Origin of the sequence: Paraglaciecola sp. (assembly GCF_039943935.1) — a bacterium.
Taxonomy (GTDB): domain Bacteria; phylum Pseudomonadota; class Gammaproteobacteria; order Enterobacterales; family Alteromonadaceae; genus Paraglaciecola.
The window spans coordinates 71,211-90,887 of the sequence record NZ_JBDUZQ010000016.1; the positions used below are offsets into that span (position 1 = coordinate 71,211).

The following is a 19,677-nucleotide window of genomic DNA, read 5'->3' on the forward strand; positions in this document are numbered from 1 at the left end:
GTAAGGCAACAACCATGTCAAAGATAAGCAAAATTATTGGCCGTGAAGTAATGGATTCACGTGGTAACCCAACCGTAGAAGCTGACGTATATCTAGAGTCAGGCGCAATGGGGCGCGCTTGCGCACCATCTGGCGCATCAACAGGTTCACGTGAAGCCCTAGAGTTAAGAGATGGCGACAAAAGCCGTTATTTAGGCAAAGGCGTACTTAAAGCTGTTGCAGCAATAAACGATGACATCCAATCAGCACTTATCGGGGTAGACTCATTAGATCAAGCTGGCATTGATAAAATCATGATCGAGCTAGACGGCACAGAAAACAAAGAAAAGTTCGGTGCAAACGCAATTTTAGCGGTATCGCTAGCCGTAGCGAAAGCTGCTGCAATTTCCAAAGGAATTCCTCTATATCAACACATTGCAGACTTAAACGGCACGCCAGGCGTTTTCAGCATGCCTGTTCCTATGATGAACATCATCAATGGTGGTGAGCACGCAGACAACAACGTTGATATTCAAGAGTTTATGGTACAGCCAGTTGGCGCACCTAATTTCACAGAAGCACTACGTATGGGTGCTGAAATATTCCATGCACTTAAAAAAGTATTATCTGCAAAAGGTTTGAATACTGCTGTAGGTGATGAAGGTGGATTTGCACCTGATTTAGCATCAAACGCTGAAGCACTTGCAGTAATTAAAGAAGCAGTTGTAGCTGCCGGATACGAGTTAGGTAAAGACGTAACATTAGCGATGGATTGTGCAGCATCTGAATTTTACGACGCAGAGAAAGGTATTTACGACCTTAAAGGCGAAGGCAAGCAATTTACAGCTAATGAATTTTCAGATTTCTTAGGTGAGCTTTGTAAAGAATACCCTATCGTTTCAATTGAAGACGGCTTAGATGAATCAGATTGGGATGGTTTTGCTTACCAAACTAAATTGTTAGGTGATAAAGTTCAAATCGTTGGTGATGATTTATTCGTTACAAACACTAAAATTTTAGCCCGTGGTATTGAGAACGGTATTGGTAACTCTATCCTAATAAAATTCAACCAAATTGGCTCCCTAACTGAAACACTAGCGGCGATTAAAATGGCTAAAGATGCAGGTTTTACTGCTGTTATCTCGCATCGTTCAGGTGAAACTGAAGACGCAACTATTGCAGATTTAGCAGTGGGCACAGCCGCAGGCCAAATCAAAACAGGTTCACTATGTCGTTCAGATCGTGTTGCTAAATACAACCAATTACTACGTATCGAACAAGAGCTTGGTGACGCAGTCAAATACAATGGCCGTTCAGAAATTAAAGGCCAGTAAATCTTTGATTTGCTTTTTACTGCAAAAAAACTGCATTTAAAGAGCGTAAGAGTATAAAATGGCCGGCTATCGCTGGCCATTTTTGTTTATACACACTTTTAAAACATGCGTACTCCTTCATCAAAACAGGTAGATATATTTTCTGACGACAAGCGTCAGCAGCATTTTGCCGAGTTGTGTAATGCACTTTATGAGCGAGAGCTAGCCAGCCTATCCCAGCAAAAGTTCAATAACATCAGCCTATTACAGCGTAAAATTGCTGGTTTAAGACATCACATTAAACGCGCTGCATATAGCTTGTTGCAATATGACGCACCATTAGAAGTCGATTTACACAACGCTAGTTGGCAAGCTAAGCAAGCCGCAAAGTGCATGGCAGCTAAGGCCGATGCAGATAAAACCGAACAATGGTATTTTGACAATGTTCAAATAGGTCGTTGTATTCCTATTCATGTGGACACCCTAGGAGCCGAGCATATTGAGTTAGACTCGGTAGACAGAATCGATATTGAAAACGCCAAATTGCACGCCAACAAATTTGGTTGGTTCGCTTTTAACGGTACGTTTCTTGAAGAAAGACCACGTCAAATCGAAGTTTTAAATGCAAAATTACTCAAACCCTCTAAAGCAATCTTAACTGCAGCCTGTTGCGGCCATCATTGGAATCATCGAGGCCGTGCTCAGCAACGGGCAATTTCTCTTAGAGAGTTGTTGTTGTCTTTATCGATAGACTGGAAAACATTCAAATAAGTTTGTCATTCTAGAAGCATTTACTTTGTCCCCCACCATCCATTGCGTTATGTAAACGGCTCCCTAACCACCCTACGTTCATACAGCGCATAAAATAGTGCTTTGCTCCTATCTTGCAGTCTGAACATCCAAATAGTTTCTGGAAAATTTAAGATAGTGAATAGTCAAATATATAGCTTAACCACAGGCTAAAAAGCAAGACTGCACACCTCAAAGTTCTGACTCCAATTAGCTAATCTGCGGAAAAATGCACCAGTACCGTTCAATAATACAGCAACATTGAACTAAATTGGACCAAAAGGTCCAGTTTCAATCTAAACATATAACCTAACCTATTGTTTTAAAAGTATTTTTACGCCTTGGCCTGTTTGATGCTGTAGCTGGTCGTCGCCTTAATGAATCGGTTTATAGCAGTACGTTTTGTTCAAATGACAAACACACATATAAGTATGTACAACTAAATGCCCGTTGGGTTTTTTCTAAAAAAAACTATAAATGAGAGGAACAAATGGAATATAGGGAATTTAGTAAAAGTGCAATTGCGTTGGTAATCACAGGATTACTTAGTACTCCCTTTTCGGCATATAGTGCTGAAAATGTATTAGAGAAAATAGAAATTACCGCACAAAAACGCTCACAAAATATCAGTGATGTGGGTATTGCTGTGACCGCATTTAGTGGTGAACAACTAAAAGCCTTGGGATTAGATGAAAGTACCGAAATAATTGCCTACACCCCTGGGGTATCTTTAGCAGGTGATATTGGAGGGCAAAGAGCTATTTTCAATATCCGAGGAGTCGTGCAAAACGATTATGCGGATATGGCCGAAGCCCCTGTTGCTGTATATATCGACGGAGGATATTTAGCCAGTACGCAGGCGCAAACCTTTGGACTATTTGATGTAGCTCGAGTAGAGGTATTAAAAGGTCCTCAAGGCACCTTATTTGGTCGTAATGCCACAGGTGGTCTAGTCAATACCATCACCGCAAAGCCTACCGAAGACTTTGAAGCTTATGTAAATTTTACTGCTGCTAGCTTTGAGCAGTTCCGCTTAGAAGCCGCAGTGTCTGGTGCGTTAACCGACGGTATAGCAGGGCGCCTCTCTTTATATAGCAATGTTCAAGGTGAAATTCTTGAAAACGTCTACGAAGACACAGCCGAGCCAGACACCCGCGCAGGGTCTGTCGGGGGCGGGCAAGATGGCTACAATGATGATACCCTAGCCATTCGCGGACAATTAGACTTTTCATTGGGCAACAATGGTAGCTTACTACTAAGCGCTAACTGGGCTGATACAGTAAAAAGTGAAGGCCCCTACCAAGTTATTAACACTACAGAAGTTAAAGATGTCAATGGAAATGTCATAGACGTGATTTATGCAGCGGATGATCCTCTTGGTTGCGACACCATTCAGTTAGGTGAATGTATTGACGGTAACTTTAATGGTGACCCATTTAGACCTGTGCAAGGGGGTGACTTTAACGGTAACTTTGACCCAGATGGTTCAGGAGAAAAAGTAAATAAAGACTTCGCTTTTGATGATCAAAATAAAATATCATCTCAAGGATTAGCGGCCACTCTAGAATATGGCTTTGATAGTGTCGATTTCTTTTCTATGACTGACTACAAATACTTTGAACGAGCAATCGGCCTAGATTCTGATCAGACTGCTTCACCAGAATTAATTTTTCAATCTTATAGTGAAATATCTCAAATCAGCCAGGAGTTGCGCTTTTCAGGTGAAACCGACGATATGCAATGGGTAGCAGGGCTATATTACTTAGGTATCGACACTGATTACAGTCAAGGTTTAGCGGCCTCACCTTCAGCTTATTTTCTTGGGGGTGAAGAAAACAACACTCTAGTAGAACTGGGCACTGATTCTTACTCAATATTTGGGCAATTTGATTACTCTTTTAACGATAACTATATACTTGTGGGTGGCTTACGCCTCATGCGAGAAAATAAAAACATGTTGGGCAATGTATATCAAAATCCCAATACTGATGACCGAGTAATTGAAATAGACACCAGCAGTGCTTCTCTTGAAGTTTATGATCAAGATAATGATCAAGATTTATGGTCGGCAAAACTACAGTTGGAGTACTCAGTTGATAACAACCTTTACTACTTTGGTGTGAACCGAGGTGTTAAAGCCGGAAGCTTTAATGCTCCATTATTTGGTGGGTTTAGCAGCTATGACCCTGAAGTTTTAATTTCCATAGAAGCAGGAATGAAACTTGAACTTTGGGATGGCGCAGGTGTGTTAAATGCCAGTATTTATAACTACGATTACACTGATTATCAGTCTTTTTCTTGGGTCAATAACTCTGGCGTCGTATCTAACGAAGAAGCCAGCTTTCAAGGACTTGAAGCTGAACTATTCTTAACGCCAAGTAAAAGCTTAGATGTGGTATTAAGTGCCTCTTACTCAGACGCCACGGTTGAAAACTTAGAAGTAGCTGACGGTGTGTTTAAAGATACCAAACCCGCTTTTACGCCAGAATATCAAGCTGCCGTAATACTTAGGTACAATTGGGACCTGGATTCAGGAAACATTGCCGCTCAAATTAGTGGCTCCTATCAATCGGAGACATTCCACAATGCTCGTAATTTCACAGCCCACGAAATTGAATCCCATATCAAAGCAGATTCTCGAGTGACTTGGACTGACGATGTATGGAGCTTAGTGGCATACGTGGATAACTTGTTTGATTCCGATCACGAAATCATCGGTTTTGACGTGACAGGATTCTATGGCACGAGCCAAATATCCTATGCCAAACCACGTACCTTTGGTTTAACGGTTGAACGTAAATTTTAACCACAGAGCGAACTCAATAACCGGCTATTTACCTAGTCGGTTAACTCAATTGTAAGTTCGGTTTTAACAGTTTCAGTTTAAAAGAAAACGTTTATTTAAAGGTTAAAAAATGCAGCAACAAGACAACAACCAATACAACACCCATTATGATGCCGATCTCTGGAATCAGGATTTAGCCCCTACCACCAGCGCTAGCCGCACTTGGAACTGGTTACATTTTGCTTCGTTATGGGTGGCAATGGTGGTGTGTGTTCCCGCTTATATGTTGGCTTCTGGGTTAGTATCAGAGGGCATGAATTGGTGGCAATCTGTTATTACTGTGATGCTAGGCAATGTCATTGTTTTGGTTCCCATGGTTTTAGTGGGTCACGCAGGGGCGAAGTACGGCGTACCTTTTCCAGTTTTATTAAGAAGTGCTTTTGGGACTAAGGGCGCTCGAATTCCAGCGGTAGCAAGAGGTTTAGTTGCTTGCGGTTGGTTTGGCATTCAAAGTTGGATGGGAGGTTCTGCCCTATACGTAATTATAAATAGCCTAACAGCTGATTCCTTAGTCGGTTCCCCTCTGCCATTTTTTGGTATCAACCTACTACAACTATGTTGCTTCGTTATTTTTTGGGCCATGCACTTGTATTTTATCAAACAGGGAACAGAATCAATTCGTTGGCTAGAAAGCTTTGCAGCCCCTTTTTTAATTGCGATGGGCTTAGCATTACTTTATTGGGCGTATTCTAAAGCTGGAGGGTTTGGACAAATGCTTTCTGTGCCCTCTAAGTTTGGTGCTGGGGCCGAAAAAGAAGGCCAATTTGTGCCTGTATTCATCGCTGGTGTAACGGCTATGGTGAGTTTTTGGGCGACTATGGCTTTGAACATCCCTGACTTTACACGTTTTGCTAAATCTCAAAAAGACCAAATAGTGGGTCAAGCTATTGGCTTGCCTATCCCCATGGCTTTATTTGCCTTTATCGGTGTAGCTGTCACTTCAGCTTCTGTAGTGATATACGGAGAACCTATTTGGGATCCGATCGTACTTGCGGGAAAAATGGGGGGTATGGGCGTCGTATTTGCCATGGCAGTATTAGTTTTAGCCACTCTCACCACAAATTTAGCGGCTAATCTCGTTGCCCCTGCTTATGGTTTTTCTAACCTAAGTCCTAAAATAATTAACTTTAAACTTGGTGGCTACATTGCAGCAGGCATTGGGCTGGCTATTTTTCCTTGGAAGTTACTCGAAACAGCTGGAGGTTACTTATTTGTTTGGTTAGTAGGTTATTCAGCATTACTAGGCCCAATCGCAGGTATTTTATTAGCTGATTATTTTTTATTAAGAAAATGTCAGTTAAACGTATCTGATCTATTTAGTCACAAGGGAGAATATGGAGCCTCTAATGGTTGGAACTGGGCGGGGCTCGGGGCTCTCACCTTAGGCATACTACCCAACCTTCCGGGATTTTTACATGCCGCGGGGATACTAGACTCAGTGTTGCCTATATTTGATGTTATCTATGGATATGCATGGTTTGTTGGGCTATTTCTTGCTGCAGCATTATATTTACTGCTAAGTAAGTTACTATATCGGTAAAGTTTACAAGCAGAGTATTTATGCATACTTTTGATGTTCAAATTAAAATAGCAGCAAAAATTAAAGCCTCTTTTAAAGGTAAAACATTATGACTCAAGCCGCTTATGAACAAGCCGTAATTTTAATTGATCAAGCCAATAGTGAAGATCCTAATGTTGAGACTGCTGAGGGTAAAGAATTCCCTAAAGAGTTGTTATACGGCCAGCGTATGTCTGACATGCTTGGCCGATACAAAAGTGATGCTGACCATGTGATGAAGCTAGCTGTGCGTGGTCAGCATATTCAGCGCTGGCAATCACCTCGCAGTAATTACCCTATGAACCGTCAGGGTTACCATAAATGGCGCAGGGACCTTTATGTATTTCACGCAAACAAAGTGGCAGCGATTATGACGAAAGTAGGGTTTAAAGAAGATGCAGCCCTTAGAGCAAAACTTGCGGTAGCTAAAGTAGCGATGAAATCCAATTCAGATACTCAGTTACTTGAAGATGTCGCAGGCTTAGTATTTATTGAACACTACATGATGAAGTTTGCTGAAAAACATCCAGAATATAGCGAAGAAAAATGGATAACTATCATTCAAAAAACCTGGCGAAAAATGTCTGCACAGGCCCATGCTTTTGTCTTAGCAGGTAATGTCACATTACCTGGGGTTTTAACTCCACTCATATTTAAAGCGGTGCATCCCAAATGAAGCTGTTCTTGAACAATATAATTCAATCAGCTTTGCAATAACTAAAATTTTAAGCCATATTCTAATCGAATTTCAGTATTTTAAGCCTATTGGAGCCCCACATTATTTTGAAAACTCGTAGCCTTGGCGCCTTAACTTTTTTGGTTTGCTGCTTGGTTCAACCATCATTTGCTGCTACAGCCCTTGGTGACCGGGTAAACATCAGTGGTTTTGCTCGTGTTGTCGGTGGATACCTAGATGAATCGAGTGCCAGTTACGGCAATTACTCAAATGAAGTAAATTTTTCCGAACAATCTCTTTTAGCTATTCAGGCCGATGTGTTTATTACTGAAACCATCAGTGCTTCTGGTCAATTATTAGCTCACTCAAGTGACGAGCGAGATTCAGGTTTAGAATGGCTTTATGTAACATACGAACCCAGTAATAATTGGCTATTTAAATTTGGCAAACTTAGAACACCTTTTTTTCGTTATACCGACGTTATAGATGTTGGGTTTTCATACCCTTGGATTTCCCCTCCTCAACAAGTTTACAGTGGTTTTCTCTTTTCAAACTATGAAGGGGTCAGTGGTACTTACAAGTTTAACTTGAATGGCCTAAATTTTGATATCGAAGCTTATTACGGTGCCTATAGTGGCGAATTTTCAAGAGCAGGGGAAAACATAAATATTGATGTAGATGAAATAAAAGGAATGATTTTCACTCTTAACAGGGGCAACTTCTCGGCACGAGCTTCAATAACACAGTCATCAGATTTCTACGCTGACTTCCCTGGCTTTAATGAATTTGCAGATATATTAGAATACGCCGGGTACCCAGAAAACGCTGAATCATTAAGGTTTAATGGTGCAGCAACAGGGTATCAAGCGAGCGTGAATTATGACACTTTGGATTACTTTGTAGCTGCTGAGTGGGTAAAGATTGATTCTGACCTTTTGGTAGTTCCTCAACTTAACTCTTACTACCTGACCTTAGGGTACAATTTTGATGCTTTTCAGGTACATATTACCTACGCAAATTCAGATAGTTCATACAATATTCCCGAAAACTTAATCCCCAAGTATGTCAGCGAAGAGTTAACCGAATTATCGTTTATCTACGATGGCATCACACAAAATTTGCCATTGTATACTTTGGAGTCTCTAACTTTTGGCTTGCGATGGGATTTAAAATACAACATTTCAGCTAAAGCAGAAGTTACTTATTTAAGTGGAGAGCAAGAAGAAAATTCATTCTTTGAAGATATCACTAATCCCGACTTTGATCGCAAGGCAACCTTGTATCAAATCGGTGTGGAGTGGGTTTTCTGATGAAGAGTCTTATCAAATTCATACTGGTAATTTTAGCTTTACAAAGTTTCTATGCTAGTTCTATAGGTATTGTTGTAGTGGCAAACACAGACAATACAGACTTAAATATAGGAAAGCGTCAGGTAAGAGATATTTTTATGCGAAGCAGCTCAGAGTTTACATTGAAGCCTCTGGTTTTAAAGCCAAATAGCGAAGCAAGACTGATATTTAATACTAAAGTTGTTGGGTTAACAGAATCACGTATTCAGTCTTATTGGGCACAAATGCAGTTTGGTGGAAGAAAAAAGCCCCCTACAGAAATTGAATCTCCTTATGCAATGCTTGAATACTTCAAAAATAATAAAGATACTGTGACCTATTTACCCGCACATATAAAAATTCCACAAGGTCTAACTGTTATTTATAGAGTTGATTAAAGCTCTATAAAGAGCTACTTGAACGCATTTAATTATAACACTTCCATGTTAAATTTTATTACCTGACCTTCTATTTAACTTAGTTGTTTTATAAAGCTTTTCAAACAGATTTAATTGTGAAATTATATAAAAGAACTTATGTTTTTTTCTAAAGCTACTTAACTCTTACAATAATAACATATGGGCATAAATGGACTTATGTGGTCAATATCTAAATTAGAAAGAAAAGAAGAATGGGATGAGAATCATTACCTCACCAATGTATTAACTAGGTATGTTGCACAAGCGTGCCCTATACATGTTGCTATGCATCAGTTTGATGCGACTTCTAACCACGAAAAGTATTGCTCGAGTCATTTACACCTTAATGAAGATGAAATTAATATTATTATCGCTGAGGGAGATTTTGCAATGGAATTAGAATTTTCTGGGAAAACTCAAGTAATAACAGAAAGTAGCGTTGTCTTTATTCCCAGTGATACTCAACACTCAGCTAATATAATTAAAGGAAATGGTTACTTCGTTTGTATCCGATTTCCTAAAAAAAGCCACTAAATTTCTAACCACTAGATAAAATAATCAACTATCACTTTGAAGCCTAGCGTGAAAATAAAAGCATGGTTTCAAGATGTGCAGTCTGGGGGAACATATCCATCATAGCCCCGCACTTTACTCTATAACCTTTATCAAGCAAATATTCTGCATCACGGGCTAAGGTCGCAGCGTCACAAGATACGTACAAAATGCTTTTTGGTTTTAACTTTACTATGCTAGGTAAAAATTCGATAGCTCCCGCTCTTGGTGGGTCTAATAAAACTTTTGTTACTCCTAATGAACCAATATCTTTATTTGTGGCTTGAGTTAAATCTGCTGCTATAAAAGACAAATTATCTAGCCCATTTGCTTTGGCATTATTGGTACCCGCAGCGACCATACTTGCTTGTACCTCAACGCCTACTACTTGTTTAGCTCGATTAGCTAAAGGTAGAGAGAAATTTCCTACCCCACAAAATAAATCTAGGATTACATCATCTTTGTTTGGAGCTAGCCAAGCCATTGCTTGGGCTATCATTTTAGCATTCATTTGGGCGTTAACCTGAATGAAGTCTTGGGGGTGATAGCTAAGCATTAGGCCTTCAACCCGATAATGTCTGAATGATTCTCGTGCCACTGCAGCCCTGTCCAGACCTGCTTGTTGCCAATATAGTGCTAGGTTCTGATTCTGAGCCCACCGCTCCCAACTTTCATGAACTAAAGACTCGATGGTCGCAGTCAAACGAAACAACACAGATACACCTTTATCATCTTCTAATAATTCAATATGTCCCAATTTATCAGCAATTTGAGTGAACCCTTCATCTTGGAATAGCGCAGTTTTTAAGGCCGTAAAAACCAACTGTAATTTTGGAGTTAATACAATGCAGTTATCAATTGATACTATTTTTTTAGAAGCATGACCCCGAAAGCCGAGTAACAACTTACCGTCAATCACTCGCACCGATAAGCGAGCTCGGCGCCGATAAGCCAAAGGTGAATCTGCTAATAAAATCAAATCATTAGGCTCACAAACTTTACGTAATTGGCCTTGTAGCCAGAGCTGTTTTGCAGCTCGTTGTTTTTCAACTGATAGGTGCTGAAAGCTACAACCACCGCAAGGTTCATAATGAGCGCATTGCGGTGTGACTCTATCAGTACTCTGCTGATCAATCTCAACCAACTTAGCTTCATCAAATCGACGATTAGACTTAATTACTTGAGCTTTAACTATCTCCTCAGGCAGGGCTCCAGCAATAAAGGTTACTTTACCCTCAGCTCGTGCAACACCTTTACCGTCATGAGTTAAGCCATCTATTTGAAAAGAACGCACTGGCCCTATGAGTTGTGAGGCTTTTTTACGACGGAGATTTTTAACTAAGCGCCCCCTCTTAGACGCTCTAGAAGAACTAGGTAAACTACTTTTCAAAAAGACACTCATACAAAACTGGAAAACATGATAGAGATTATATCAAATCATACGAATGGAGCGGCCTTTTCCATTCTGTTAATTTATCAGCACGAGATAATCAATCTTGTTAGACATATTATTGATTCCATTCATCAATACTTGTGATAAATACATTCCTAAAAACCAGCAACTGTTTAAAAATGGGACTATTTGATACATATAAAATCCCCCCCCCCTCTTTCTGCCTATTAAGTGCATTTCAAATTTTGCCATATCTACAAAAAACGCATTTAAACACTAAGTATTGATAACTTAAAATATAATCAAATAATTAAGTCACCGCTGACAAATATCTGAAAATGATGCCCGTGTTAAAGACTGCAAGTCTGATGCGCTAAGCTCAATTTCTAAGCCTCTACGCCCAGCGCTTACATAGATAGTAGAGTGCAATTTAGCAGATTCATCAATGACTGTTTTCAGTGCTTTTTTCTGACCCAAAGGACTTACACCACCTAACACATAGCCTGTGCTACGCTGTACTTCTAACTTATCTGCCATTTCAGCTTTTTTGCCAGCACAGGCTTTGGCGAGGCTCTTCATACTTAACATAGAGTCCACTGGCACAACCGCCACAACTAAAGTTGCCCCATCCAGTTTAGCAACTAAAGTTTTAAATACTTGTTTAGAGGGAACATTTAACTTTTCAGCAGCTTCTAACCCATATGATTGGCTAGAAGCATCATGTTGATACTCATGAACTTGAAAAGCCACTTTGGCTTTTGTAGCGCAGTTAATGCCAGGGGTCATTGCAAGCTATTCGTTAGGTACACAATATTTTTGTAACTGAGTTTTGACCAAACGAACCTCACCCACATCACCATTAGCTTCGGCATCTACCATATCCATCCGCGCCGCTTGGCACTTAACCTTGTTTGTTTCACGAAGTACAACAGTTAGGTCTTTTTCAAACTCTTTTATACCGTTCACGCCTAGTTGTTGGTCACTATCTTCTTTATTTTTCGTAACAGAATCAGATGTGACAGTGCTACAACTAGTCAACAAAAGTAACAACGTGAAACATGTTATTTTTATATACATTTTAATTCCTTATCTGGCTTTAAATAGAGCTCTAAAACCATTTAAATGATGGCCTGTCAGTTGGATTCTCGTGTTTTCAACTTTGCTAGTGCTGGTAATTCACCATTTAAACCCATTGCATGTCGAACAATACTATTTTTTGCAAATGGCGCATTTTCAGCCATACACAAACTAGCACCTCGAAATAACTTTTTAATTGGGTGAGTTCCAGCAAATAACCGCTTAAAACCTTCCATTGAGGCTACCATTTTAAGGGTTTCAGTTTTACGCCAACGCTCAAAAGCTCTTAAATCTTTAGCCAGCGCGAAGTCCTTACCCAACTCAATCAAGGTAATTATATGCTCAGCTAGGGCAGCGGCGTCTAGTATACCTAAGTTCGCCCCCTGCCCAGCCAAAGGGTGTATCGTATGTGCGGCATCACCAATTATGGCGACTCTATCTTTAATCCATTGTCTGGTATAACGCATTTTCAGTGAATAAGACTGCTTATCACTCACCACTTCACATAAACCTAAAGACATATCGAAATTAACAGATATGGCTTTGTTAAATTCATCCATAGACATAGCCATTAATTCAGTCGATCGCGCCTCATCCTGAGACCAAACAATAGAGCAGTGGTGTTTATCCCATAAAGGTAAAAAGGCAAGCGGGCCTGAAGGCGTAAAAATTTGTCTGGCAACATTATCATGGGGTAAGGTTGTTTTTACTGTTGCGACAATAGCACATTGGTCATAGTCCCAAAATGTTTGCGGAAAATTGGCTAACTTTTTAACAAGTGAATTAGCTCCATCAGCACCAATGACTAAACGAGCGCTAAGTTGAGTGTCACCATCTAAACCGATAAAGCACTCTTGCTTACCAAACACTAGCTGCCTAATTTTATTGGGAACCAACAACTCAATATTTTGGCTTTGCTCTGCTTGTTGCCATAAAGCATGTCTAATGCTTTGGTTTTCCACTATATAACCTAGCTGGGGTTGCTGCACTTCGTCAGCATCAAAGTTTATTTTTCCAAAACTATCTTTATCCCATACTGACATTTTTTGATAAGGAGCTACTCTAGTGAAATCTAAACGCTGCCATCCCCCTAATGACTCCAAAATATTTTGCGAAGCCAAAGTAAGCGCACTCACCCGTAACTCCGGCTCACCAATTGGCATACCATCACTGGAATGAGCATCTATCACAGCTATGGATAACCCGGATTTTTCCAACGCAAGAGCTTGTGTTAACCCCACAATCCCCCCGCCTACAATCGCAATATCAAAATGTAACATGGGATAAATTGACCTTAAATTTGTTAAATACCACGACGCATTATGCTTTCTATTTCGGAAACTGTTTTAGGGGCTGCCTGAGTCAAGTTCTCATAACCACTTTCAGTAATTAATAAATTATCCTCGATACGAATACCAATACCTCGCCATTTAATATCTACGTTTGCATCAGGTGCAATGTAAACCCCCGGCTCTACAGTTAAAACCATGCCGGCTTTTAAAGGCCTGTCTTCATCATCGATTTTATAATGCCCCACATCGTGGACATCTAATCCTAGCCAGTGACTCAAACCATGCATATAAAATTCACGATAGGTAAGTTGCTCGATGTTGTCCGCAAGCTCTCCTCGTAAAATTCCAAAGTCTATCAAGCCTTGAGTAATTACCTCTATGGCTAAATCACTAGCTTGCTTAATAGTATTATTAGCTTTAAATGCCCTAAATGCTTTTAGTTGCGCCTTTAAAACCAAATTATACAGCTGTTTTTGTTCCTCAGAAAACGTGCCAGAAACAGGAAACGTTCGGGTAATATCAGCGGCATAACCTTGCAACTCACACCCAGCATCAATCAACACCAAATCACCATCAGTTAATGTTTGGTTGTTTTCTGTGTAATGTAATATGCAAGCATTGTCACCACTTCCCACTATAGTGCCATAGGCAGGGTGTCTAGCACCTTGCATGGCAAACTCATGATGAATTTCTGCTTCTAGGTGATATTCATTTTTACCCGCTTCAGAAAACTTCATCGCTCGAATATGGGCTTGGCAAGCAATCGCTGCAGCTTGGCGCATCACTTGGATTTCAGCATCAGATTTTATTAAGCGCATTTCATCTAATATAAGGCGAATATCCACAATAGTAGCTGGCGCTTGTTTACTTTGTTTGGCCGCGTTACGGAGCGCTTGCATCACATCAAACACTAACTCATCAGCCTGAGTATTATGACCTTGGGCAAAGTAGAGGTGTTTATGGCCATCGACCAAATCTAATAACTTGTCATCTAACTCGTCTAATGCAAAGGCCATATCAATTGCGAATTGCTTTTTAGCTTGCTTAGGACCATAGCGTCGGCCATGCCAAACTTCTTGCAAGGGGTCTTTATCTAAACAAAATAGTACTGACAACCCATCTTTGTATTCACAGTCGTTAGACAAAACCAAATAAGCTTCAGGCTCTGGAAACCCAGTTAGATATTGAAAATAGCTGTCTTGCCTAAAGGGATACTCAGTGTCTCTGCTACGAGAAACTAAACTAGCGGCAGGCACTATAGCAATGCTATTAGGTAGCATTGCCTTCATAAGCCGTTGCCTAGATAAACTAAAATCAGTGGTATTCATATATTGATAAAATTACTCTGTGCAGAAAAATCTAATGCTTACTAACACCTTAATGGACTGTTTTTGGCTCACCTTGCTGTTGTTCTGGAGATTTACCCAATTCATTAAAACATAACATGGCCGTCACTCTCACATATTCCATCACTTCAAACAAAGCCTGTTCTGACTCTTCATCTTCGCTCATCTCTTCATCCATACGGGCGATTTCAGCGAAATCTTCTAGGCCTTCTTTTACATCGTCTGAACAGCCTGTTAAATCAGCTTGATGCAAACCAAAACCCAACATAAACCCCTGCACCCAGTTTAATAAAGCTTGGCCACGCTCATTTATTGGTGCAGAATCTTCAGGCAAACACAAACTCAATGCAAAATCACTTTCAATCAACTGTTGGCAGGTATCATCATAAAGCTTTTTAAACGCAGTATGTACCTCTGGAGAGAAAGCGTCTCCTTGATGAATAAAGTCAGACAGAGGCTCCATCCAATCTAAGCACTCAAGAGGCATGCCACCTCCTAACATGCCACATACCATTCCTTGTATTTCAGCAGCACTGGTTAAAATATTGTTACGCTCTAACAGAGCAGAGAGGGTATCAAAAAGGTTAGTTGAAGTGTTCAAGATAAATTCTCAGTAATTTTGTGGTAAAGAGTGCAAATAAAGCCCTCCATAAACTATTCACTATGCTATCACTGTCACTAAATTAAACCCAGTTGGTCATAGACTTAAATCACATTAAATCACGTAGCTCAACCTAAACATTAGGTTTTAAAAAATATAAGAAAGCTCATCTGGCCCTAGTATATTCATATAGTTAAAGATTATAATAACCCTGATACTGGAGTTTAACCTAAACAGCATATCAATAATTTTTCTAAGCCTCCTGGAATGTTAGCCAGTTTAGTAATGTCCCTGGCCGATGCTTTTTACCTAGGAAGTTGATTCCACTACTATTGTGCAAGCTTGGCTCGTACCGAGAAGCCTGAGGTAATGATGATACTTCCGCCCTGAACTTTCGGTTCACGGGCGAACACTAGACAGCGGCATTTTGGGAGGCACCCATTCGACAACATAATGGATTTGGACGGTAGTCAAATGAACCAAGAAGAGCAATTGAGAGTACACGGAAAAAATGCAATAGACGCCCTGTCTCATATTGTAAAGTGGAAATATGATAATTTTCACAATGTCATGCTTGCCGAATTCTCCGTAGATAAAGAAGAACAAGTTTTAATTACACTACAACAAGTATTCCCAGACTCTTGGGACGCAAAAAGCATTAGAAAGGCGCCAGCTAAGGTAAAACATTATGCAGGTCCTTTTGCAAAGTTAACAAAAAAACAAAAGCTGTTAGCTGCCAACTTAAACAGCCGAACTCGCATAATGGCTGCTTGGTGGCCATGGGGGCACGGAGCTACCGTTTCAGTACGTTTGTTTTTAACAAACCCAGAACCCTATGTAGAAAAGCCAAGTTTGTTTAATAAACTACGTAACCTTTTTGCCTAAAGTGAATGTCCTAAAGCACCGAGTGCAAATTCAACCTTGACCAAACGGTCAGGTTTCAACTAAGATTTTAGCACTATACGAGTTGCGTTTATTTCTAGTCTAATAATATTCAGTTAGAATATGGCCATTGCTCACCAATATTACATAACAAATAAGGCAAACTTCATGGCCATCATTAACTTTGGATCCATTAACATTGATCATGTTTATCGTGTAGACCACTTCGTACAGCCGGGGGAAACATTAGCTTCAAACGAATATCAATGTTTACTGGGAGGCAAGGGAGCCAATCAATCTATCGCCTTAGCACGAGCAGGGGCGGATGTACGCCACGTTGGAAAAATAAGCGAAACAGATGCAGGATTCAAGCAAAGCATGATACGCGATGGTATTAACTGTAAGTATATATCTTGCACTGAAACAGCATCAGGCCACGCCATTATTCAAGTCACTCCTTCTGCTGAAAATGCCATTGTATTGTTTGGTGGCGCAAATCAAGAGTTAACGTCAAAAGACGTAATGCATGCACTTGATGATGTGAAATCTAGCGATTGGGTGTTAACTCAAAATGAAACCAGCTGCATCGATGAAGTCTTACTACAGGCAAAAGAAAAAGGATTAAAAGTTGCCTTTAACCCTGCCCCTATGACCGAATCAGTTAAGCAATTACCCCATGAATGTATCGATTTATTAATCGTCAATGAGATAGAAGCAGAAGAAATTTCAGGTCAAAGCAATCTAGATGATATCGAAGCCTATTTTCGTAATGATTGGGCTCATGCCGAAATACTCATCACCCTAGGCAAAGCTGGGGTTAGGATGCTCAAAAAAGATAAGAGTATTGATGTACCTGCCTTTTTAGTAGATGCGATAGACACCACAGCTGCTGGCGATACTTTTATTGGATACTTTCTATCTGCCTACAGCGAACATGCAGATACCAAAACCGCACTATCTAGAGCCTGTGCAGCTTCAGCCTTAGCAGTTATGAAAGCAGGCGCGGCGCAATCTATCCCTAACGAGAAAGACGTTGATCGCTTTCTTGCTAGACAATAATAATTACACTATTACCCCAAAGATTTTCAACGGAGAATTATTCTTATGAGTCACAAAATTATTCTTGATACCGATCCTGGTATCGATGATGCCATGGCAATCTTTTTTGCCTTTCAACATCCTGAAATTGATGTTCTGGGGCTAACCACTGTTTATGGGAATGTTCCTGTTGAAATGGCAGCAAAAAATGCGATAACTCTTTGTGACTTAGCAGGAAAAGATATTCCTGTTTGTAAAGGAGTAGGCATGCCTTGGGTCGGCCCAGAGTCAAGTTACGCGCATTTTGTTCATGGAGACGATGGCTTTGGAAATATTAACTTTCCGGCAGCAAAAGGCGAGCTAGACCCTCGCAGTTCTGCGCAGTTTATCGTAGATATGGCTCGTAAATATCCTGGTGAAATTACCATTGTGGCTATTGGTCCACTTGGCAACCTAGCCTTAGCTTTGCGTTTAGAGCCAGAGCTACCAAAATTAGTTAAAGCCGTGTCTATTATGGGGGGAGCTGCGTTTGTAAGAGGTAATGTGACGCCTGTTGCCGAAGCCAACATTTGGAATGATGCCCACGCTGCAGAAATTGTATTTGGCGCATCTTGGGAATTAAACATGTTTGGCCTTGATGTAACCAATTCATGCCCATTCAGCCCTGACTTCTTAAAGCAGTTACAACAGAACAACCAAAAACTAGGTGGTTTTGTTCACGATGCCGCACAATTTTATGTAGAGTTTTACTCACAAAACCGTGAAGAAGATGTATGCTTTTTCCACGATGCAATGCCTATTGCACACCTTGTCGACCCAAGCTTGTTTGAGTTGCAAACTGGCCATGGCAGAGTATCAACAGACCCATTAAACAGAGGCCAAACCTCTATCGCACTTCCTAATACCACTGCCAGTCCAGATTGGTTAAACGCAGAGCTAGTGAATGTGGCTACTAAGGTAGATAACGAACGTCTAACCAAGCTGTATTTAGATACTTACAAACTATAAGCTGTCAGCCTAGCTAAACTAAGAAGGTTGCGTTTAAGCAAATAAAACGCAACCTAAACTTATTGGATACCGCCGAGATGCCCCCCACTAATCTGCGACTTCAGTTTCGCAAAAAACGTCAGCAACTATCCAAAGCACAACAGCTACAAGCCTCTAAGCAAGTATTAAACACATGCCTGCAACAACTTAGCCTGCAACAGGCCAATACCGTAGCTTGTTACTTGGCAAACGATGGCGAAATTGATCCCCGCTGTATAATTGAATATTGCTGGCAACATAATAAAAGAGTGTTGTTGCCAGTATTACATCCTTTTTCTACGGGTCATTTAGTATTTGTTGAATATTTTCCAAATAGTGTAATGATAGCCAACCAATACGGTATTAAAGAGCCTGTCATTACTAGTCATAATATTTGTCCACTTGCTGATATTGAGTTAATCATGACTCCTTTAGTCGCATTTGACGCAGCAGGCAATAGGTTAGGTATGGGTGGTGGGTACTACGACCGCTCTTTAGCTCCCATTAAAAGAGACAAGTTAAACACGCAACTAATTGGCTTAGCCCACACATGCCAGCAAGCGAACGCTTTAAAAGCAAACCATTGGGATATTCCTTTGCACGGCATCGCTACACCAACTCAATACTTCAAGACCTAAAATTGCGTTAGGGGTTCGTTGCGCAGCTAGGTTAGAATATTGCTAATATTCGCTTTAAACTAAGTAAGTCATGACACAAGATCAAAAGAAACAAGCCGCTGCTGAAGCTGCCATACAATATGTAAAGCCACAATCAATAATAGGCGTAGGTACAGGCTCAACGGTAAACTATTTTATAGATGCATTAGCAGATATTAAAGATGACATTATTGGGGCGGTTTCAAGTTCAGAGGCATCCACCCAACGTTTGAAAGACCTTGGAATAGACATATTTGAACTCAACTCAGTAGATAAACTTGATGTTTATGTAGATGGGGCAGATGAAATTACTGAACATAAACATATGATAAAAGGTGGAGGCGCAGCCCTCACTCAAGAAAAAGTCGTTTCAGCAGTAGCTGAGCAATTTATCTGTATCATTGACGACACTAAACAAGTTCCTATTTTAGGAAAGTTTCCACTACCTATAGAAGTGATACCGATGGCGCGCTCTTATGTAGCACGAGAAATCGTTAAATTAGGGGGAGATCCTGAATATAGACAAGGCGTGGTTACCGACAACGGCAATGTCATTTTAGATGTACATAACCTCACTATACTCAACCCTGTTGAGCTCGAAGAACAACTTAACGCTATCGTGGGAGTGGTTACCAATGGCTTGTTTGCTCATCGCGGTGCTGACATGGTGCTAGTTGGCACTCAGAGCGGAGTCACAACAATAGAATAGAGCTATGTCATGCTCTTACAAAGCTGGGACGTCACCATTAATTTCAAGCCTCTCTTCATTAAGCGCCCCCGGTGATGTTCCCTGAAATATTTATTCACCCCATGAAGTCAAATCAATTAGCCAAATAAAGTATCTAGACATCCACTCCCACTTTATTATTCAGCATAAAGATTCGTCGACCTCTTACGGTCGCTCCAA

19 protein-coding genes and 1 other RNA gene are annotated in these 19,677 nt (G+C 40.4%); 14 read left to right on the top strand and 6 right to left on the bottom strand.

Going from position 1 to position 19,677, the window contains the following annotated elements; genetic code table 11:
- The first annotated feature begins 14 nt into the window (after positions 1 to 14).
- From eno to ABJD71_RS09210, 8 genes are all read left to right on the top strand, one after another.
- Complete coding sequence (eno, locus tag ABJD71_RS09175) at positions 15 to 1,313, top strand: phosphopyruvate hydratase (RefSeq protein ID WP_348167807.1); 1,299 nt, start codon at positions 15 to 17, stop codon at positions 1,311 to 1,313.
- 105 nt (positions 1,314 to 1,418) lie between these two features.
- Complete coding sequence (locus tag ABJD71_RS09180; RefSeq protein ID WP_348167809.1) at positions 1,419 to 2,063, top strand: hypothetical protein; 645 nt, start codon at positions 1,419 to 1,421, stop codon at positions 2,061 to 2,063.
- Positions 2,064 to 2,571: 508 nt separating this feature from the next.
- Entirely contained in the window at positions 2,572 to 4,887 is a 2,316-nt protein-coding gene (locus ABJD71_RS09185) for a TonB-dependent receptor plug domain-containing protein (RefSeq protein ID WP_348167812.1), read from the top strand.
- A gap of 109 nt (positions 4,888 to 4,996) precedes the next feature.
- Complete coding sequence (locus tag ABJD71_RS09190; RefSeq protein WP_348167815.1) at positions 4,997 to 6,466, top strand: NCS1 family nucleobase:cation symporter-1; 1,470 nt, start codon at positions 4,997 to 4,999, stop codon at positions 6,464 to 6,466.
- A gap of 88 nt (positions 6,467 to 6,554) precedes the next feature.
- Positions 6,555 to 7,160, top strand: a complete 606-nt coding sequence (locus ABJD71_RS09195) for a DUF4202 domain-containing protein (protein WP_348167818.1) — start codon at positions 6,555 to 6,557, stop codon at positions 7,158 to 7,160.
- Between the two features lie 107 nt (positions 7,161 to 7,267).
- Positions 7,268 to 8,470 (top strand): hypothetical protein, encoded by a 1,203-nt coding sequence (locus tag ABJD71_RS09200; protein ID WP_348167820.1) that lies wholly within the window; start codon positions 7,268 to 7,270, stop codon positions 8,468 to 8,470.
- Positions 8,470 to 8,886 carry a hypothetical protein gene (locus tag ABJD71_RS09205; RefSeq protein ID WP_348167823.1) on the top strand — a complete coding sequence of 139 codons (417 nt, stop codon included), beginning with the start codon at positions 8,470 to 8,472 and terminating at the stop codon, positions 8,884 to 8,886. Before ABJD71_RS09200 ends, ABJD71_RS09205 begins: the two co-directional genes overlap by 1 nt.
- Positions 8,887 to 9,084: 198 nt before the next feature.
- The gene (locus tag ABJD71_RS09210) at positions 9,085 to 9,441 is read left to right on the top strand and encodes a hypothetical protein (RefSeq protein WP_348167826.1); all 357 of its coding nucleotides are present in this window, start codon (positions 9,085 to 9,087) and stop codon (positions 9,439 to 9,441) included.
- Between the two features lie 43 nt (positions 9,442 to 9,484).
- Here the strand turns inward: ABJD71_RS09210 and rlmD are convergent, their stop codons facing one another.
- The 6 genes from rlmD to ABJD71_RS09240 form a co-directional block, all read right to left on the bottom strand.
- Complete coding sequence (rlmD, locus tag ABJD71_RS09215) at positions 9,485 to 10,849, bottom strand: 23S rRNA (uracil(1939)-C(5))-methyltransferase RlmD (protein ID WP_348167829.1); 1,365 nt, start codon at positions 10,847 to 10,849, stop codon at positions 9,485 to 9,487.
- 318 nt (positions 10,850 to 11,167) lie between these two features.
- Entirely contained in the window at positions 11,168 to 11,638 is a 471-nt protein-coding gene (gene ybaK, locus ABJD71_RS09220; protein ID WP_348167832.1) for a Cys-tRNA(Pro) deacylase, read from the bottom strand.
- 6 nt (positions 11,639 to 11,644) lie between these two features.
- Positions 11,645 to 11,929 carry a hypothetical protein gene (locus tag ABJD71_RS09225; RefSeq protein ID WP_348167835.1) on the bottom strand — a complete coding sequence of 95 codons (285 nt, stop codon included), beginning with the start codon at positions 11,927 to 11,929 and terminating at the stop codon, positions 11,645 to 11,647.
- 56 nt (positions 11,930 to 11,985) lie between these two features.
- Entirely contained in the window at positions 11,986 to 13,209 is a 1,224-nt protein-coding gene (locus ABJD71_RS09230; RefSeq protein WP_348167838.1) for an FAD-dependent oxidoreductase, read from the bottom strand.
- 23 nt (positions 13,210 to 13,232) lie between these two features.
- Entirely contained in the window at positions 13,233 to 14,549 is a 1,317-nt protein-coding gene (pepP, locus tag ABJD71_RS09235; RefSeq protein WP_348167841.1) for a Xaa-Pro aminopeptidase, read from the bottom strand.
- A 49-nt stretch (positions 14,550 to 14,598) separates the two neighbouring features.
- A complete protein-coding gene (locus ABJD71_RS09240) occupies positions 14,599 to 15,168 on the bottom strand; it encodes a UPF0149 family protein (protein ID WP_348167844.1) in 570 nt (189 codons plus the stop codon).
- A 256-nt stretch (positions 15,169 to 15,424) separates the two neighbouring features.
- On the opposite strand from ABJD71_RS09240, the gene ssrS reads away from it, so the two are divergent.
- From ssrS to rpiA, 6 genes are all read left to right on the top strand, one after another.
- A non-coding RNA gene (gene ssrS, locus ABJD71_RS09245) (6S RNA) lies at positions 15,425 to 15,606 on the top strand.
- Positions 15,607 to 15,642: 36 nt separating this feature from the next.
- Complete coding sequence (locus ABJD71_RS09250) at positions 15,643 to 16,053, top strand: hypothetical protein (RefSeq protein ID WP_348167847.1); 411 nt, start codon at positions 15,643 to 15,645, stop codon at positions 16,051 to 16,053.
- A gap of 165 nt (positions 16,054 to 16,218) precedes the next feature.
- Positions 16,219 to 17,109, top strand: coding sequence for a ribokinase (locus ABJD71_RS09255; RefSeq protein ID WP_348167849.1), 891 nt, complete (start codon positions 16,219 to 16,221; stop codon positions 17,107 to 17,109).
- A 45-nt stretch (positions 17,110 to 17,154) separates the two neighbouring features.
- Entirely contained in the window at positions 17,155 to 18,096 is a 942-nt protein-coding gene (locus tag ABJD71_RS09260; RefSeq protein WP_348113086.1) for a nucleoside hydrolase, read from the top strand.
- Between the two features lie 77 nt (positions 18,097 to 18,173).
- On the top strand, positions 18,174 to 18,752 hold the full coding sequence (locus ABJD71_RS09265) for a 5-formyltetrahydrofolate cyclo-ligase (protein ID WP_348167852.1): 579 nt from the start codon (positions 18,174 to 18,176) through the stop codon (positions 18,750 to 18,752).
- Positions 18,753 to 18,822: 70 nt separating this feature from the next.
- Positions 18,823 to 19,479 carry a ribose-5-phosphate isomerase RpiA gene (rpiA, locus tag ABJD71_RS09270; protein ID WP_348167855.1) on the top strand — a complete coding sequence of 219 codons (657 nt, stop codon included), beginning with the start codon at positions 18,823 to 18,825 and terminating at the stop codon, positions 19,477 to 19,479.
- Positions 19,480 to 19,677: the final 198 nt, after the last annotated feature.

What these genes read in the sequence shown, in the direction of transcription:
- eno (WP_348167807.1), top strand. Translation starts at nt 15, where the DNA reads ATGTCAAAGATAAGCAAAATTATTGGCCGTGAAGTAATGGATTCACGT.
- ABJD71_RS09180 (WP_348167809.1), top strand. Translation starts at nt 1,419, where the DNA reads ATGCGTACTCCTTCATCAAAACAGGTAGATATATTTTCTGACGACAAG.
- ABJD71_RS09185 (WP_348167812.1), top strand. Translation starts at nt 2,572, where the DNA reads ATGGAATATAGGGAATTTAGTAAAAGTGCAATTGCGTTGGTAATCACA.
- ABJD71_RS09190 (WP_348167815.1), top strand. Translation starts at nt 4,997, where the DNA reads ATGCAGCAACAAGACAACAACCAATACAACACCCATTATGATGCCGAT.
- ABJD71_RS09195 (WP_348167818.1), top strand. Translation starts at nt 6,555, where the DNA reads ATGACTCAAGCCGCTTATGAACAAGCCGTAATTTTAATTGATCAAGCC.
- ABJD71_RS09205 (WP_348167823.1), top strand. Translation starts at nt 8,470, where the DNA reads ATGAAGAGTCTTATCAAATTCATACTGGTAATTTTAGCTTTACAAAGT.
- ABJD71_RS09210 (WP_348167826.1), top strand. Translation starts at nt 9,085, where the DNA reads ATGTGGTCAATATCTAAATTAGAAAGAAAAGAAGAATGGGATGAGAAT.
- ybaK (WP_348167832.1), bottom strand. Translation starts at nt 11,638, where the DNA reads ATGACCCCTGGCATTAACTGCGCTACAAAAGCCAAAGTGGCTTTTCAA.
- ABJD71_RS09225 (WP_348167835.1), bottom strand. Translation starts at nt 11,929, where the DNA reads ATGTATATAAAAATAACATGTTTCACGTTGTTACTTTTGTTGACTAGT.
- ABJD71_RS09230 (WP_348167838.1), bottom strand. Translation starts at nt 13,209, where the DNA reads ATGTTACATTTTGATATTGCGATTGTAGGCGGGGGGATTGTGGGGTTA.
- pepP (WP_348167841.1), bottom strand. Translation starts at nt 14,549, where the DNA reads ATGAATACCACTGATTTTAGTTTATCTAGGCAACGGCTTATGAAGGCA.
- ABJD71_RS09250 (WP_348167847.1), top strand. Translation starts at nt 15,643, where the DNA reads ATGAACCAAGAAGAGCAATTGAGAGTACACGGAAAAAATGCAATAGAC.
- ABJD71_RS09255 (WP_348167849.1), top strand. Translation starts at nt 16,219, where the DNA reads ATGGCCATCATTAACTTTGGATCCATTAACATTGATCATGTTTATCGT.
- ABJD71_RS09260 (WP_348113086.1), top strand. Translation starts at nt 17,155, where the DNA reads ATGAGTCACAAAATTATTCTTGATACCGATCCTGGTATCGATGATGCC.
- ABJD71_RS09265 (WP_348167852.1), top strand. Translation starts at nt 18,174, where the DNA reads ATGCCCCCCACTAATCTGCGACTTCAGTTTCGCAAAAAACGTCAGCAA.
- rpiA (WP_348167855.1), top strand. Translation starts at nt 18,823, where the DNA reads ATGACACAAGATCAAAAGAAACAAGCCGCTGCTGAAGCTGCCATACAA.